This is a genomic window from Pseudomonas syringae pv. tomato str. DC3000, assembly GCF_000007805.1.
GTDB lineage: Bacteria > Pseudomonadota > Gammaproteobacteria > Pseudomonadales > Pseudomonadaceae > Aquipseudomonas > Aquipseudomonas avellanae.
On the sequence record NC_004578.1, the window covers coordinates 5,795,656 to 5,812,144 of the forward strand.

Here is a 16,489-nt window from a genome sequence, read left to right on the forward strand (position 1 = left end):
GATCGCATGAACTGGTTGAATCTGCAAGACCTGCTGCTCGACGCCCTGCCCGACCGGCTGCTGACCCAGACCCCTGCGCTGGATCACGCGCAATTTTGTGAGCAGTCGTTAAGCGTGGCGGCAGGGCTGCAAGCCCGTGGTATCAAAAACCTTGCGCTGCACCTTGAAGATGCCGCCGAGCTGGCCGTCGCGCTGTTCGGTGCCTGGCGCGCGGGCGTGCATGTGTTGTTGCCCGCCGATTTGCAGGGCCAGACCCGCGAGCGCTGGGCGAGCCAGGTCGATCTGTGGCTGACCGACCTGCCGGGCGACGCTCAACTGAGCGATTTACAGGCTGCGCCTCTCGCAGCGGCCACGCTGGACCTCGACCAGTGCCGGTTGAGCCTGTGCACCTCGGGCTCCAGCGGCGAACCCAAACTGATTGAAAAGCGTCTGCGCCAACTGGCCAACGAAGTCTGCGGGCTGGAGCAGCTGTGGGGCGCGCAGCTTGGCTCGGCGTGCATGATCGGCAGCGTCGCGACCCAGCACATTTATGGCTTGCTGTTCCGACTGCTATGGCCGCTGTGCGCGGCGCGCCCGTTCGTGCGTTGCCAGTTGCCATTTGCCGAAGACCTGCAACGGGCCAGCCGCCAATACCCGTCCTTTGCCTGGGTCGCCAGCCCGGCACTGCTCAAGCGCATGGGCGACAACCTCGACTGGAACAGCCTGAGCAGCGTGCGCCGGGTGTTTTCATCCGGTGGCGCCCTGCCTGGCGAGGCTGCGCAAAGCCTGCATCAGCGTCTGGGACAATGGCCAACGGAAATTCTCGGCAGCTCGGAAACCGGTGGTATCGCCTGGCGTCAGGGCGAACAGCGCTGGCAGGCTTTCGACGGCATCGAACTGAGTCAGGACAGCGAAGGTGCGTTGCGCATCCGTTCGCCTTACCTGCCATCCGGCCATGTCGAGCAAACCGCCGATGCCGTGCTGATTGGCGATGACGGGCGATTCGAGCTGCTGGGCAGGCTGGACCGTATCGTCAAACTGGAAGAAAAGCGCGTGTCATTGCCGCTGATCGAGCAAGCGCTTGCCAGCCATGCCTGGGTCAGCGAAGCGCGCCTGGGTGTGGTGCAGGAAAATCGTGCGTCACTCGGCGCGCTGCTGGTGCTGAGCGACAGCGGCTTGCTGGCCCTGCGTAATCAGGGCCGTCGCGCACTCACCGAAGCCTTGCGCGAGCATCTGCGACCGCATTGCGAAACCATCGCCCTGCCGCGCCGCTGGCGCCTATTGCGGCAAATGCCCCTCAATACCCAGGGCAAACTGGCGCAGACCGACGTTCAGGCCCTGCTCATGGCGCCACGCCCCAAACAGCCGGAAGTACTCGACCAACAAATGGTTGATGGCGAGTGGCACCTGAACCTGATGGTCCCGCCCGACCTGGCTTTTTTCAGCGGCCACTTCCCCAAGGCACCGGTCTTGCCAGGTGTGCTTCAGGTGCAATGGGCAATCAATTTGGGCCAACAATTGCTCGACCTGCCACCCGATTTTGCCGGCATGGAAGTGCTCAAATTTCAGCAATTGGTGCGCCCCGGTGACCGACTGAAACTGACCCTGCGCTTCGATGCTACACGCGCCAAGCTGCATTTCGCCTTTCACAACAGCGAAAACGCACCGTGCTCCAGCGGTCGGGTTGTGCTGGAAGGTGCCCATGCATAAGCCTTGCGTGATCATTCCGGTGTTCGACCACGAGCTGGCCGTGCCCGACGTCGTCAAGGCCGTGCGCGCCGCCGGGCTGCCCTGCGTGTTGGTGGACGACGCCAGCAGCCCGGCCTGCGCCGCCGTGCTGCGACAGCTCGCCCAAGGCGACGAAATCTATCTGGTGTGCCTGCCGGTCAACCAAGGCAAGGGCGGCGCAGTCATGGCCGGGTTCAGGGAGGCGGCGCGGCTTGGGTTCAGTCATGCCTTGCAGGTCGATGCCGACGGCCAGCATGACCTGAGCGATATTCCGGTGTTTCTGGAGCAGTCGCGTCAGTGCCCCGAAGCGCTGATCTGCGGCTATCCGCAGTACGACGAAAGCGTGCCGAAAGGCCGCCTGTACGCCCGCTATCTCACTCACGTGTGGGTATGGATCAACACCCTGTCATTGCAGATTCGCGACTCGATGTGCGGCTTTCGCCTGTACCCGCTGGCGCCGGTGCTCGTGCTGATCGACGCGGTGCGGATCGGCAAGCGCATGGATTTTGATTCGGAGATCCTCGTGCGCCTGGCCTGGCGCGGTCAGGCGATGCGCTGGCTGCCGACCCGCGTTCATTATCCACAGGACGGCCTGTCGCATTTCCGCCTGTTTCACGACAACGCGCTGATCTCGACCATGCACGCCAAACTGTTCTTTGGCATGCTGATGCGCCTGCCGCTGATCCTCTGGCGACGGTGGCGCTCATGAGCATCGACAAATCGCCCAGGGAGCATTGGGCCAGCCACCAGGAGCGCGGCAGTTTCATGCTCATGAAGCTCACTGCCTGGGGCATGCGCGTGCTCGGCCGTCGCCTGCTCACCCCTGTGCAGTATGGCATCGTGCTGTATTTCTTTGTGTTCGGCCGTCGTGCCCGGCACAGCATTTGGGAATACCAGCAGCGCCTGGCGGACTGGAGCGCCCGGCCTGAGCTGCGCCCAAGCCAACGGCGGGTGTTCGGCCAGTTCATGGCCTTTGCCGAGGCGCTGCTCGACAAACTCGACGTGTGGAACGGCAGGCTGGGCATCGAGCAGATCGAGATCATCGACCCGGCATTGCTGCGCCAGAGCCTGCGTGGCGCACGCGGGCAGATGCTGGTGGGCGCGCACCTGGGCAACCTTGAGGTGTGCCGCGCGCTGGCCGAGCTCGGCGAGAAGATCACCATGAACGTGCTGGTACACACCAAGCATGCCGAACGCTTCAATCGCCTGCTCGGTGAAGCCGGGGCAACCAACCTGCGGCTGATTCAGGTCAGCGAGCTGGACCCGGCGATCATGCTGCAACTGAGTCAGCGTCTGGACGAAGGCGAGTGGCTGGCCATTGCCGGCGACCGCGTTGCGCTGCATGGCGGGCGCAACGTGCGGGTCGACTTTCTCGGCCAGCCCGCGACGTTCCCGCAAGGCCCGTGGCTGCTGGCCGGTCTGCTCAAGTGCCCGGTCAATCTGTTTTTCTGCCTCAAGGGCCCGAAGGGCTATCGGGTGATTCTCGAACCGTTCGCCGACGCCATCGAATGGCGTCGCAGCGACCGCGCTCAGGTAATCGCCCACTGGGCCACGCGCTATGCCGAGCGCCTGGGTCATTACTGCCTGGAAGCGCCACAGCAGTGGTTCAATTTCTACCCATTCTGGAAGTCCGATGACGAATCAAGTTCCTGACCCGATCATGTTCGGCGAACGCGCCCTGTGTATCGAAGACGTGCTGGCCCTGGCCAATCGTCAGGCACCGAGCGCGCTGCAAGGCGACGATGAATTTCGCGCACGCATCGCCAGGGGCGCGCAGTTTCTCGATTCGTTGCTGAGCAAGGAAGGCGTGATCTACGGGGTCACCACCGGTTACGGGGATTCCTGCGTGGTGGCGGTGCCGCTGGAGCATGTCGAGGCGCTACCGCGTTATCTGTACACGTTTCACGGTTGCGGGCTGGGCAAACTGCTCGACGCCCAGGCCACCCGCGCAGTGTTGGCGGCGCGCTTGCAGTCGTTGTGTCAGGGCGTTTCCGGGGTGCGGGTCGAACTGCTCGAGCGTTTGCAGGCATTTATCGATCAGGACGTGCTGCCGTTGATCCCCGAAGAAGGCTCGGTGGGTGCCAGTGGTGATCTGACGCCGCTGTCGTACGTGGCCGCGACCCTGTCCGGTGAGCGCGAGGTGATGTTCCGTGGCGAGCGCCGTTTGGCCAGCGATGTGCATCGCGAACTGGGCTGGACGCCGCTGGTGCTGCGCCCCAAGGAAGCACTGGCGCTGATGAACGGCACCGCTGTCATGACCGGCATCGCCTGCCTGGCCTTCGCCCGCGCCGATTACCTGCTGCAACTGGCCACCCGCATCACCGCGATGAATGTGGTGGCGCTGCAAGGCAACCCGGAACACTTCGACGAGCGCCTGTTTGCCGCCAAGCCGCACCCGGGCCAGATGCAAGTGGCGGCGTGGCTGCGTCAGGACCTGGCCATCGACGCGCCAACCGCTCCGCTGCACCGTTTGCAGGATCGCTATTCGCTGCGTTGCGCACCGCATGTGCTGGGCGTGCTGGCCGACAGCCTGAACTGGCTGCGTTCGTTCATCGAGATCGAGCTGAACAGCGCCAATGACAACCCTATTATCGATGCAGAAGCCGAGCGCGTGTTGCACGGCGGGCATTTTTACGGCGGGCATATCGCCTTTGCAATGGACAGCCTGAAAACCCTGGTGGCCAACGTCGCGGACTTGCTCGACCGGCAACTGGCGCTGTTGGTGGACGAGCGCTACAACCACGGCTTGCCGAGCAACCTGTCGGGTGCCAGCGCCGAGCGGGCGATGCTCAATCATGGCTTCAAGGCAGTGCAGATCGGCACCAGCGCGTGGACCGCCGAAGCGCTGAAAAACACCATGCCGGCCAGTGTGTTCTCACGTTCCACCGAATGCCACAATCAGGACAAGGTGAGCATGGGCACAATCGCTGCGCGTGACGCCATTCGTGTGCTGGAGCTGACCGAACAGGTCGCCGCGGCCACGCTGATCGCCGCCAATCAGGGTGTCTGGCTGCGCAGCAAGGGCGCCGATGCGCGCCCGCTGCCACCGGCGCTGGCCAGCATGCACGCAGAACTGGGCGAAGACTTTGCTCCGGTCATCGAAGACCGTGCACTGGAAAGCGAACTGCGTCTGTGCCTGAAACACATCGCCAACCGCCGCTGGAGGTTGCATGCGCAGTAAGGGTTTTCTGCACCTGGACACTGAAATCGTGGTGCCGTTTTTCGACGTCGACATGATGAACATCGTCTGGCACGGGCATTACGTCAAATACCTGGAAGTGGCGCGTTGCGCGCTGCTCGACCACATTGGCCATAACTACATGCAAATGCTCGAATCCGGTTATGGTTGGCCGGTGATCGACCTGCAATTGCGCTATGTGCGCAGTGCCGTGTTCGGCCAGAAGCTTAACGTGCGCGCCAGTCTGGTGGAGTGGGAGAACCGCTTGAAAATCAACTATCTGATCACCGACGCCGACACCGGCGAGCGCCTGACCCGTGCCAGCACCGTGCAGGTCGCAGTTGACCGCGACAGCCACGAAATGCAACTGGCCTCGCCCCAGGTCTTTATCGATGCCGTAAAGAGAGCGTTGCCATGAACCGTCTGTGCCGAGCCTTGATGCTGCTGGGTTTGCTGTGCCTGTCTTCACTGGCGCAGGCTTTCGATCTGCAACAACTGAGCGACCAACTGGCCAAACCTGCGGTGGTGCAAGGCCGTTTCATTCAGGAAAAACACCTGCGCGCCCTGCCGCAGCCGCTGCTGAGCAAAGGCCGCTTCGTGCTCGCCAAGGATTTCGGGCTGCTCTGGCTGCTGGAAACACCGCTGAAACAGGATTACCGCATCAACGCCACCGGCATTGCCCGTCGCGAAACCGTCGGCGATGTCAGTACCTGGAAGCCGGTGCCAAACAAAAATGCCGGCGCCGAGCAGAACCGCTTGTTTCTGGCCGTGCTGCAAGGCGACAGCAGCGGCCTGCAACGGGATTTCGACTTGCAGATCAAGGGCGAAGCGAACGCCTGGCACCTCACGCTGACACCGCGCTCGCTGTTGCTGCAACAGGTGTTCAGGCAGATCAACATCGATGGCGGCGAGCTGGTCCAGCGCATTGAACTGCTGGAAACCCAGGGCGACAGCACGGTCCTGAAAATGATCGACAGCAACAGCGCCCCTACCCTGACCGATGCGCAGCGTAATGACTTCAACAACTGAGCGGCTGCTGCCGAGGCTGTTCCTGCTGATTCTGGCGGGCGTACTGGCGCTGGCCGGCTGGCAGTGGCACGACCGCTCGCCGTTGTCGGCCAACCTCATGGAGCTGGTGCCGGGCACTGACAATGACGCGCTGGTAACGAGTGCCGAAAAGCGCATGCAGGCGCCGCTTAATCGCGAAATGCTGGTGCTGGTCGGTCACGCTGATCGCCAGCAAGCCGTCGAGCTGACGCGCACGCTGGCCGAGCAATGGCAGGCCAGTGGCCTGTTCGAAAAGGTCCAGTGGTCGCTGCAGGCCGATCTGCCCGCGCTGCGCACCCAGTTGCTGCAAGGCCGAATCGCGATGTTGCCAGCTGTGGACCGCACGCTGCTGATCGACGACCCGAAGGCCTTCATCGAGCAGCGCGTGCAAACCCTGTTCGACCCGTTTGCCGGTTTCAGCCTGGTGCCGGGCCAGGATGACTGGCTGGGCCTGACCGGACGTATTCAGAACGGGCTGCCGAAACAGGGCTCGGTCGAGGCGGACCTGGCCAGCGGCGCGCTGATTGCGACCGCCGAAGGTAAAAGCTGGGTGCTGCTGCGCTCGCGAACCCGCAGCGATGCGTTCGACATGCACTTGCCCGGTCAGGTCGCCGACCTGCTGGCAAAAGCGCGGGGGCAGGCCGCTCAGGCGGGTGGTCAGTTGCTGGCAGCCAGCGGCCTGTTGTACGCCGCAGACGGCCAGAAACAGGCCAGCCGCGAGATCACCTGGGTGGGCGGTGGCGCAACGGTTGGCATTCTGTTGCTGCTGTTGCTGGCCTTCCGGCGCTGGAGTGTATTGCTGGCCTTTGTCCCGGTGGTGGTCGGCATGCTGTTTGGTGCGGTGGCCTGCGTGGCGCTGTTTGGCAGCATGCACGTCATGACGCTGGTGCTGGGTTCCAGCCTGATCGGCGTGGCGGTGGATTACCCGCTGCATTACCTGTCGAAAAGCTGGAGCATGAAGCCCTGGCGCAGCTGGCCCGCCCTGCGCCTGACCCTGCCGGGGCTGAGCCTGAGCCTGATCACCAGTTGCATTGGCTATCTCGCCCTGGCCTGGACGCCGTTCCCGGCACTGACGCAAATTGCCGTGTTCTCGGCAGCGGGGCTGATCGGTGCGTACCTGACCGCCGTCTGCCTGTTGCCTGCATTGCTCGCCAGGGTAGAAATTCGTCCCGCGCAATGGCCGCTGAAACTGGCGCAACAGATGCTCGATTGCCGCGCCGCATTGTTGCAGCGCATCAACACGCCGATCCTGCTCGCGCTGCTGCTGGCCTTCTGTGGCGGCGGGCTCTGGCACCTGACCACCAAGAACGATATTCGCCAATGGGTCTCGGCACCTCAGGCGCTGACCGACGAAGCACAAGCCATCGCGCGAATTACCGGCTATCAGCCCACCAGCCAGTTTTTTCTGGTGCGCGGCAAAGACCAACAGCAGTTGCTCGACCGCCAGTCGGCGCTGACCCAGCGTCTCGATCAATTGGTCAGCATGGACAAGCTGCAAGGCTACATGGCGATCAATCAGTTGCTCGATTCGCCAGCCGAACAACAGGCGACCCGTGATGCACTGGGCAAATTGGCGCAATACTGGACACCACTGGTGCAGCTCGGCGTTCCGGCCAGCGCCTTGAAAACCGAACTCGCTCAATTGCAGGCACTGCCGACGCAAGACATTGATCAGGCGCTTCAAGGCCCGCTCAGCGAACAGTGGCGCACGCTCTGGCTGGGCGCCAGCGAAGATGCCGAAGGCGACGCTCAGGTAGCCAGCATCGTCAGCCTGCGCGGCCTGAACAGCATGGCGTTGCTGCGTGTGCAAGCCATCGGCCTGGAAGGTGTGCAACTGGTGGACCGCCTGGGTGAACTCAACGATGTGTTCGCCCACACACAAATCAGCGCAGCCGAATTGAAGCTAGCCTCGTGCGTGCTGATCGTTCTGCTGCTGATCGCACCGTTCGGCTTCAACGGCGCGTTACGCGTCGTCGCCCTGCCCTTGCTCGCCGCCTTGTGCAGCCTTGCCAGCCTGGGTTGGCTCGGCCAGCCACTGACCCTGTTCAGCCTGTTCGGCCTGCTGCTGGTCACGGCGATCAGTGTCGATTACGCGATTCTGATGCGCGAGCAGATCGGCGGTGCGGCGGTCAGCCTGCTGGGCACCCTGCTGGCGGCGGTCACCACTTGGCTATCGTTCGGGTTGCTGGCCATTTCCGGCACGCCAGCGATCAGCAATTTCGGCCTGTCGGTCAGCCTGGGGCTGGCCTTCAGTTTTCTGCTGGCACCGTGGGCAAGCCCGCGAAAAACTGCTCGCACGCAGGTCAACTCCGGGGAGCCGCACGCATGATGGTGGTGGCGTTCTGGCTGATGGCGCTGGCCTTGTTCGCGCTGGCCACTTGGGCAGGTCGGCAATTGGGCCTGATCCCTATCGTCAGCCAACTGCTGCTGGCAACCTTCGGTTTGCCGCTGCTGATGCTGTTCTGGATAGAACCCCACTGGCAACTCAGCGGCGCGCAACTGGTGTCTCCCGTCTGGCTGAAAAGCCTGTACGGCTTGGCGTTTGCCATCGTGCTGGGGCAGATTCTCAGCGATGTGATCGACCTGAGACTTGACCGCCAAAGCCTGAAAATCGCCGTGCCGAGCTTTCTGGTGCCATTTCTGAGCGGGCTGGCCTGTGCCGCATGGCTGCTGCCGGAGCAAGCGTGGATCAGTTCGCTGGCCATCGGGCTGGTGTTCGCCATCACCGCGATCCCGGTGCTTTACCTGTATCTGCAGCACATCGATTACCCGCCTGCCGCCACTCGCCGCCTGGTGCAGACCGCGATTCTTATCGACCTGACCTGCTGGAGCCTGTTCGCCATCGCTCAGGGCAGCCTGCACCTGAGCAGCCTGTTGTTACCCTTGCTGGGTGCCTGCGTGCCGCTGCTGTTCAGCTTGCTGCGTTTGCGCCAGCCGCTGCTTTACAGCCTGACGTTTTTCATTCTGCTGATGGTCGCTGAGCATTACCGGCTCAACGCGCTGATTTTCGGTATTGGGTATCTGCTGTGCATGGCGCGCCTCGGCCAGGCCTGGGTGCCGCCGCTGAGCGCCGCACAGCGTGGCTTTGTGCAAAACCGCCTGGCCATCCCGCTGCTGCTGACCTTCGGCATCGTGCAGATCAACGTACACAGCGCCCTCGGCGAACTCAGCGCACTGCAACTGGCCGTGCTGATCGTGCTGCCGATTGTCAGCAAGCTGCTCGGCAACTGGATTGGCCTGCGCTGGGCCCCGCCGTCGTTCGCCGGGGCCAGCCGCTGGCGTGAAAGCGTGCTGCTGAATATTCGTGGCTTGAGCGAAATCGTTTTCCTCAATCTGCTGCTGCAACAGCAACTCATCAGCCCGGCGCTGTATTTCGCCCTGATGCTGATGGGCCTGCTCGCGACGCTGTTGCCGGCACTCACCGGCATGGGTCGCGTTACCGTGCAGCCCTCCCTTGCAACCGCCAAACCGGAAAGGAATACCTGTGCCCATCACTGATAGGGAAATTCGTCAGGTCGTCGTCATCGGTGCCGGCCCTGCCGGGTCAATCGCTGCTGCCTTGCTCAAACGCCAGGGCCACGACGTGCTGATCATCGAGCGCCAACTGTTCCCGCGCTTCTCGATCGGCGAAAGCCTGCTCTGCCACTGCCTGGACTTCGTCGAAGAAGCGGGGATGCTCGATGCGGTGAACGCCGCCGGCTTTCAGCGCAAGAACGGTGCAGCGTTTGCACGCGGCGAGCAGTACAGCGATTTCGACTTCGGCGACACGTTCAGCAACGGCAAAACCACCACGTTTCAGGTGCAGCGCAGCGAGTTCGACAAACTGCTGGCCGATCAGGCCGAGTTGCAGGGCGTGGATATCCGCTATCAGCAGGAAATCATCAGTGCCGACTTCGACGGCCCGCAGCCGGTTTTGCAGGTAAGGCGCGAAGACGGCAGCGAATACAGCGTGCAAGCGACCTTTGTGCTGGACGCCAGCGGTTACGGCCGCGTGCTGCCGCGCTTGCTGGACCTGGAAGCGCCCTCAGGCTTTCCGCTGCGTCAGGCGGTGTTTACGCACATCGAAGACCGCATCGAAAGCCCGCCTTTCGACCGCCAGAAGATCCTCGTCAGCATCCATCCGCAGCACAGCGACGTATGGTTCTGGTCGATCCCGTTCAGCGAGGGCCGCTGCTCAGTGGGCGTCGTGGCCTCGGCCGAGCGCTTCAAAGGCAAGCCCGACGATCTGGACGCCTGCCTGCGCGCCTTTATCGATGAAACGCCGCAGTTGGCCAGCGTGCTGAAAAATGCAGTCTGGGACACGCCTGCGCGGACCATCGGTGGCTACTCGGCGAACGTCAAAACCCTGCACGGCAAGGGCTTTGCGCTGCTGGGTAATGCGGCGGAGTTTCTCGACCCGGTATTCTCCTCGGGCGTGACCATCGCCATGCGCTCGGCGAGCATGGCCGCCGGCGTGCTGAACCGACAGTTGCAGGGCGAAAACGTGGACTGGGAAACCGAGTTCGCCATCCCCTTGAAACGCGGCGTCGATACCTTTCGGGCCTACGTCGAAGGCTGGTACAACGGCACGTTCCAGAGCGTGATTTTCTACCCCGAAAGCACCCCGGATATTCGCCGTATGATCAGTGCGATTCTGGCCGGTTATGCCTGGGACGAGCGCAACCCGTTCGTCAGCGAGCCAAAACGCCGCCTGCGCATGCTGTCGGAAATCTGTGCGGACGGCGGCTCATGAGTCGTCCGTTTATGAGTGACAGCTACGTCGAGGAAACCCGCTTTGGTCTGTGGTTTCTGCGCAGCCACACCTGGCAATACCGGGTGTTGCGAGTTGCTATAAACGATTTACGCAGCCTGTTCGCCAGCCCGCCACCGACTGCACCCGTGTTGCTGGATGCCGGTTGCGGGCAGGGCAAGTCGTTCCAGCACCTGAGCAAGGTCTTTGCCCCGTCGAAACTGATCGGCGTCGATGCAGACCCGGACAGCCTTGAAATGAGTCGCCTCGAAGCGCAGGCCCGCGGCATCGATGTCGAGTTGATCGGCAGCGATTGCGCAGCCCTGCAACTGCCGGACGCCAGCGTCGATGTGCTGTTCTGTCACCAGACCTTTCATCATCTGGTCGAGCAGGAACGGGCGCTGGCCGAGTTCTATCGGGTGCTCAAACCGGGCGGCTATCTGCTGTTTGCCGAGTCCACCGAGGCCTACATCGACACGTGGGTGATCCGCTGGCTGTTTCGTCACCCGATGCACGTGCAGAAGAGCGCCGCCGACTATCTGCAGATGATCCGCGAACAGGGTTTCGAGTTCGATGCCGGCAATGTTTCCTACCCTTATCTGTGGTGGAGCCGCGCCAGAGACTTCGGCCTGCTCGAAGCCTTGAAGCTGCAAAAGCCCAAGCCATTCGGCCAGCGCGAAGAAACCCTGGTCAATGTCGTGGCCCGCAAGCCGCTGCGAGGTGACGCCTCATGATTCGCCTATTGTTCGTGGTTTTTCTGCTGCTCGGCGGCTGCGCTGCGCAGGCACCGCTGCCGACCACTGCACCGACCCTGAACTTGCCGATGCAACTGCACATCGAACGTCGGCAAACCGATCAGCGTCAGGACTGGATGCTGGTCATTCAGCGAGAAAACGCCGGGCTGCGCTGGTCGATGATGGACCCGCTGGGCATTCCTCAGGCCCGCCAGTTGCTGATCAACGGGCAATGGCAAGCCGACGGCCTGCTGCCGCCCAACCCTGAAGCCCGCGAGCTGTTTGCGGCGCTGATGTTCGCCATGACTCCGGACATGGAAATGCATGGCCGCTATCCCAGCGCTTACCGCCAGGGTATGCAACGCCGCCTGGATGATCGCTGGCTGGTTGAGTATCAATCGGCGAACGCCTTCACCATTCGTCTCAAGGACGGGCTGAGCTACCAGGTCACACCGCTGAACGACGAGCGCGCGCAATGACCGCCTACCTCAATGCGCTGGGCGTGATCTGCGCGCTGGGTGACAGCCGCGAAGAAGTCGCGCGCAGGCTGTTCGCAGGCGACAGCTCGGGCATGGTGGTCGAAAGCGGCTGGGTGCCGGAGCGGGCATTGCCGGTGGGCGCAGTCAAGGGTGCACTGCCCGCCATGCCGCCTGCCATGCGTTCGCAGCACAGCCGCAATAATCAATTGCTGCTGGCCGCGGCCCTACAAATCAAAGACGAGATTGGTCAGGCTATCGAGCAATACGGTGCCGGGCGCATTGGCGTGATCATCGGCACCAGTACGTCGGGCATCGATGAAGCGAGCAGCAGCATGGCCAGTTGGCTACGCGACCAGACCTTCCCCGCCGATTACGACTATCGGCAGCAGGAACTCGGTGCACCCGCTAACTTTCTGGCCACCTGGCTGCAATTGAGCGGTCCGGCCTATGTGATTTCAACCGCCTGCACCTCCAGCGCGCGGGCGCTGCTCAGTGCGCGCCGGGCGCTGGACATGGGCCTGTGCGATGCGGTGCTGTGCGGCGGCGTCGACAGCCTGTGCAAACTGACCCTGAACGGTTTCTCGGCACTTGAAGCCATGTCGCCACAGCTGTGCAACCCGTTTTCCCTCAATCGCAACGGGATCAACATTGGCGAGGCGGCGGCGCTGTTTCTCATGACCCGCGAGGCTGGCAGCACGCACTCGATTGCGCTGCTGGGCGCAGGTGCCAATTGCGACGCTCACCATATCTCCGCCCCTGAACCCAGCGGGCGCGGTGCGCGGGATGCCATGCTGCAAGCCTTGAGCAACGCCCGACTTGAGGCTGCGCAGATCAGCTACCTGAACCTGCACGGCACCGCGACGCAACTCAACGATGCCATGGAAAGCCTGGCGGTACAGGCGGTGTTCCCGGAGGGCGTGCCCTGCTCCTCGACCAAATCACTCAGCGGCCACACGCTGGGCGCGGCAGGGGCGCTGGAAATCGCCTTTTGCTGGCTGAGTCTGGTGCCGCACAACACTGAACACGCCCTGCCCCCGCAGGTGTGGGATGGCGCCGCCGACCCGCTGTTACCCGCGCTGCACTGGACCGTGCCGGGCGCACGCCTGGCCGCTGCCGACACGCGCTACATGATGAGCAATTCCTTTGCTTTCGGTGGCAACAACATCAGCCTGATTATCGGAGATGCCCCATGATCGAGTGGCAGCTCGCCGAACTCATCCCCCATGCTGGCGACATGATCCTCATCGATCAGGTGCTGGATTTCGACGAAGAGCAGATCAACACCCGCCTGACCGTGCGCGCCGATGGTCTGTTCAACCAGCCGGACGGCAGCCTGCCCGCCTGGCTCGGCATCGAGCTGATGGCGCAAAGCGTGGCGGCCTACGCAGGCTGTCAGGCGCGCAGCAAGGGCGAAGCGGTCAAGCTGGGCTTTTTGCTCGGCAGCCGTAAGTTCGACTGCAACGTGGCGCGCTTCCCGGCTGGCAGCGAACTGCACATTCATGCCATCCGCTCCCTGCAGGACGACAGCGGTATGGGTGTGTTCGAATGCACCCTCACCGGCCCGGACATCACAGCGCTTGCCCGCCTCAATGTATATTGCCCACCCAACACTGCTGACTACCTGGCTGAAGGAGCCCCGGCATGACTGAATCGATACTGGTCACCGGCTCCAGCCGTGGCATCGGCCGCGCCATTGCCTTGCGTCTGGCCCGCGCTGGCTACGACCTGGTCCTGCACTGCCGCACCGGTCGCAGCGAAGCAGAAGCGGTGCAAGCCGAAATCATCGCGCTGGGCCGTCAGGCGCGGGTGCTGCAATTCGACGTCTCGGACCGCGTCGCCTGCAAGGCGATTCTGGAAGATGACGTGGAAACCCACGGCGCGTATTACGGCGTGGTGCTCAATGCCGGTCTGACCCGCGACGGCGCATTTCCGGCACTGAGCGACGACGACTGGGATCAGGTGCTGCGCACCAACCTTGATGGCTTCTACAACGTGCTGCACCCGCTGACCATGCCGATGATCCGTCGTCGCGCGGCGGGGCGTATCGTCTGTATCACTTCGGTTTCAGGCCTGATCGGCAACCGCGGCCAGGTGAACTACAGCGCGTCCAAAGCGGGCCTGATCGGTGCAGCCAAAGCGCTGGCCATCGAACTGGGCAAACGCAAGATTACCGTCAATTGCGTAGCGCCGGGGCTGATCGACACCGCGATGCTCGACGAGAACGTTCCCGTGGATGAACTGATGAAAATGATCCCGGCGCAGCGCATGGGCACTCCCGAAGAAGTCGCAGGCGCAGTGAATTTCCTGATGTCGGCGGAAGCCAGCTACATCACCCGTCAGGTGCTGGCCGTCAATGGAGGGTTGTGCTGATGAAGCGTGTGGTGGTTACCGGCATGTCCGGCATTACCTCGGTGGGCAGCGACTGGGCCACCATCAATGCGAGCTTCACGGCAAACCGTAGTGGTATTCGGCGGATGGACGAGTGGGACCGTTTCATCGAGCTGAACACCCGGCTGGCGGGGCCCATCGATGATTTCGCCGTGCCCGCGCACTGGACGCGCAAGCAATTGCGCAGCATGGGCCGTGTATCGCGGCTGGCGGTCGGGGCTGGAGAACAGGCGCTGATCGACGCCGGGCTGCTGAATGATCCGATCATTCGTGACGGCCGCATGGGCACTGCCTGCGGCTCGTCCACCGGCAGTACCGACGAGATCAAGGCGTTCGGCAACATGCTGATCAACTCGGTGGCGCTGAACCTCAACGCCAACTCGTACGTGCGGATGATGCCGCACACGACGGCGGCTAACCTCAGTATCTTCTTCGGCCTGACCGGACGCTTAATCCCGACGTCCAGCGCTTGCACCAGTGGCAGTCAGGGTATCGGGTACGCCTACGAGGCGATCAAGTTCGGGCGTCTGCCGCTGATGCTCGCGGGCGGCGCCGAAGAACTGTGCCCGACCGAAGCGATGGTCTTTGATGCTCTGTATGCAACCAGCCTGAAAAACGACGCACCGCACACCACGCCACGGCCCTACGACAGCGGACGCGACGGGCTGGTGATCGGCGAAGGCGGCGGCATGCTGGTGCTCGAAGAACTTGAACACGCCCAGGCGCGTGGCGCGCACATCTATGCCGAGATCGTCGGCTTTGGCAGCAACGCCGACGGCGCGCACAGCACTCGCCCGGAACAGGCCACCATGCGCCGCGCGATGGAACTGGCGCTGGAAGACGCCGGTTTGCCTCCCGAAGCCATCGGCTACGTCAACGGCCACGGCACGGCTACGGAACAAGGCGACATCGCCGAAACCCTCGCCACCAGCAGCCTGTTCGGCCCACGCATGCCGCTCAGCTCACAAAAAAGTTTCCTTGGTCACACATTGGGTGCCTGCGGCGCACTGGAGTCGTGGTTCAGCATCGAAATGCTCAACAGTGATCGCTACATCCACACGCTGAACCTGGTCGATGTAGACCCACACTGCGGCGAACTGGACTACATCCTCGGCGAACCCCGGCAGATGAGCAATGAATACGTGATGAACAACAACTTTGCCTTTGGCGGGGTGAATACCTCCCTGATCTTCAAGCGTTGGGGTTAAGACCTCAATCTCCGGGGCGTGAGGCACGATAACCGCACTACCGTGCGACGCTCCGCGTCAAGAGTTCGGTAAACGCCTTGGCCATCGGTGACTGTTCGTCCTTGCGCTGCACCAGCCACACCGCGCTGGTCGCGCCGGGGTCGAGGACGTTGCGGTAGACCACGCTGTCGATGCGCATTCGGCGGTAGGACGCAGGCAACACCGTCACGCCCAAGCCGGCTGCGACCAGGCCAATGATGGTCATCACTTCCCCTGCTTCCTGAGTGATCAACGGGCTGAACCCTGCGGCGCGGGCCAGGCTCAGGACCTGTGCGTAGATGCCACTGCCATAGGTGCGTGGAAAGAACACAAAGGGCTCGGCGGCCAGCGCTGCCATGTAGATTCCGTCCTCGGTGCTGGCCGCCAGCGGATGGTCGGCACGCATGATGGCTACCAGCGGTTCGTTCAGCAATTCAAACACCACCAGTGAATCAGGCAACGCCAGCGGGCGCATGATGCCGACCTGTATGGTCTTGTCTTCAAGCCCTGCGGCCACTTCCTGGCTGGTGATTTCGGTCAGGGTCAGGTGCACGTCGGGGTAGGCCTGGCGGAACGCAAAGATCGCCTGCGGAATGCTGGAAGTGAACGGCGCAGACGATGTAAAGCCGATCTTCAGCTCACCGATTTCACCCAGTTGCGCGCGTCGGGCGACATCAGTGGCTTTATCAACCTGGGCCAACACCAGACGCGCCTCATCAAGAAACAGCCGCCCGGATTCGCTCAACTCAACGCGCCGGTTGGTGCGCTCGAACAGACGCGTACCCAGTTCCTGCTCCAGCGCCTGAATCTGCTGGCTGAGTGGCGGCTGAGAAATGCCCAGCGCCAGTGCTGCACGGCCGAAATGCAGCTCTTCGGCAACTGCGATGAAGTAACGCAGATGGCGCAATTCCATGCGGCCTCCATTAAGACGTTTTACCTATCAAACAGGTCGAACAATATATTGGATGGAATGATTGACGGGCTATATGATTTTTTCATTG

16 protein-coding genes are annotated in these 16,489 nt (G+C 62.6%); 15 read left to right on the top strand and 1 reads right to left on the bottom strand.

Annotated elements, in window-relative coordinates:
- Window positions 1-6: 6 nt before the first annotated feature.
- The 15 genes from PSPTO_RS26345 to PSPTO_RS26415 are packed head-to-tail and all read left to right on the top strand — an operon-like array spanning window position 7 to window position 15,470.
- Window positions 7-1,689 carry an acyl-CoA synthetase family protein gene (locus tag PSPTO_RS26345; RefSeq protein WP_005765442.1) on the top strand — a complete coding sequence of 561 codons (1,683 nt, stop codon included), beginning with the start codon at window positions 7-9 and terminating at the stop codon, window positions 1,687-1,689.
- Window positions 1,682-2,416, top strand: a complete 735-nt coding sequence (locus tag PSPTO_RS26350) for a glycosyltransferase family 2 protein (RefSeq protein ID WP_011105311.1) — start codon at window positions 1,682-1,684, stop codon at window positions 2,414-2,416. Before PSPTO_RS26345 ends, PSPTO_RS26350 begins: the two co-directional genes overlap by 8 nt.
- Window positions 2,413-3,360: a glycosyl transferase gene (locus PSPTO_RS26355; RefSeq protein WP_011105312.1), complete on the top strand. Its 948-nt coding sequence runs from the start codon at window positions 2,413-2,415 to the stop codon at window positions 3,358-3,360. The genes PSPTO_RS26350 and PSPTO_RS26355 overlap by 4 nt, the downstream gene beginning before the upstream one ends.
- Window positions 3,341-4,888: an HAL/PAL/TAL family ammonia-lyase gene (gene hutH, locus PSPTO_RS26360; protein ID WP_007245619.1), complete on the top strand. Its 1,548-nt coding sequence runs from the start codon at window positions 3,341-3,343 to the stop codon at window positions 4,886-4,888. Before PSPTO_RS26355 ends, hutH begins: the two co-directional genes overlap by 20 nt.
- A complete protein-coding gene (locus PSPTO_RS26365; protein ID WP_005765450.1) occupies window positions 4,878-5,303 on the top strand; it encodes an acyl-CoA thioesterase in 426 nt (141 codons plus the stop codon). Before hutH ends, PSPTO_RS26365 begins: the two co-directional genes overlap by 11 nt.
- Entirely contained in the window at window positions 5,300-5,914 is a 615-nt protein-coding gene (locus tag PSPTO_RS26370; RefSeq protein ID WP_011105313.1) for an outer membrane lipoprotein carrier protein LolA, read from the top strand. The genes PSPTO_RS26365 and PSPTO_RS26370 overlap by 4 nt, the downstream gene beginning before the upstream one ends.
- Window positions 5,898-8,261 (top strand): MMPL family transporter, encoded by a 2,364-nt coding sequence (locus PSPTO_RS26375; RefSeq protein WP_046463873.1) that lies wholly within the window; start codon window positions 5,898-5,900, stop codon window positions 8,259-8,261. Before PSPTO_RS26370 ends, PSPTO_RS26375 begins: the two co-directional genes overlap by 17 nt.
- Entirely contained in the window at window positions 8,258-9,430 is a 1,173-nt protein-coding gene (locus PSPTO_RS26380; protein WP_010212054.1) for a membrane protein, read from the top strand. Before PSPTO_RS26375 ends, PSPTO_RS26380 begins: the two co-directional genes overlap by 4 nt.
- Entirely contained in the window at window positions 9,417-10,664 is a 1,248-nt protein-coding gene (locus tag PSPTO_RS26385) for an NAD(P)/FAD-dependent oxidoreductase (RefSeq protein WP_011105315.1), read from the top strand. Before PSPTO_RS26380 ends, PSPTO_RS26385 begins: the two co-directional genes overlap by 14 nt.
- Window positions 10,661-11,395 carry a class I SAM-dependent methyltransferase gene (locus PSPTO_RS26390; RefSeq protein WP_046463874.1) on the top strand — a complete coding sequence of 245 codons (735 nt, stop codon included), beginning with the start codon at window positions 10,661-10,663 and terminating at the stop codon, window positions 11,393-11,395. The genes PSPTO_RS26385 and PSPTO_RS26390 overlap by 4 nt, the downstream gene beginning before the upstream one ends.
- Complete coding sequence (locus tag PSPTO_RS26395) at window positions 11,392-11,874, top strand: lipoprotein (protein ID WP_005765461.1); 483 nt, start codon at window positions 11,392-11,394, stop codon at window positions 11,872-11,874. The genes PSPTO_RS26390 and PSPTO_RS26395 overlap by 4 nt, the downstream gene beginning before the upstream one ends.
- Complete coding sequence (locus tag PSPTO_RS26400) at window positions 11,871-13,067, top strand: beta-ketoacyl-[acyl-carrier-protein] synthase family protein (protein WP_005765463.1); 1,197 nt, start codon at window positions 11,871-11,873, stop codon at window positions 13,065-13,067. The genes PSPTO_RS26395 and PSPTO_RS26400 overlap by 4 nt, the downstream gene beginning before the upstream one ends.
- Window positions 13,064-13,519, top strand: a complete 456-nt coding sequence (locus tag PSPTO_RS26405; RefSeq protein ID WP_011105317.1) for a hotdog family protein — start codon at window positions 13,064-13,066, stop codon at window positions 13,517-13,519. The genes PSPTO_RS26400 and PSPTO_RS26405 overlap by 4 nt, the downstream gene beginning before the upstream one ends.
- Window positions 13,516-14,244, top strand: a complete 729-nt coding sequence (fabG, locus tag PSPTO_RS26410) for a 3-oxoacyl-ACP reductase FabG (RefSeq protein ID WP_005765466.1) — start codon at window positions 13,516-13,518, stop codon at window positions 14,242-14,244. The genes PSPTO_RS26405 and fabG overlap by 4 nt, the downstream gene beginning before the upstream one ends.
- Window positions 14,244-15,470, top strand: coding sequence for a beta-ketoacyl-ACP synthase (locus tag PSPTO_RS26415; RefSeq protein ID WP_011105318.1), 1,227 nt, complete (start codon window positions 14,244-14,246; stop codon window positions 15,468-15,470). The genes fabG and PSPTO_RS26415 overlap by 1 nt, the downstream gene beginning before the upstream one ends.
- Window positions 15,471-15,507: 37 nt before the next feature.
- On the opposite strand, the gene PSPTO_RS26420 is transcribed toward PSPTO_RS26415, so the two are convergent.
- Entirely contained in the window at window positions 15,508-16,401 is an 894-nt protein-coding gene (locus tag PSPTO_RS26420) for a LysR family transcriptional regulator (protein WP_005765469.1), read from the bottom strand.
- Window positions 16,402-16,489 lie beyond the last annotated feature (88 nt).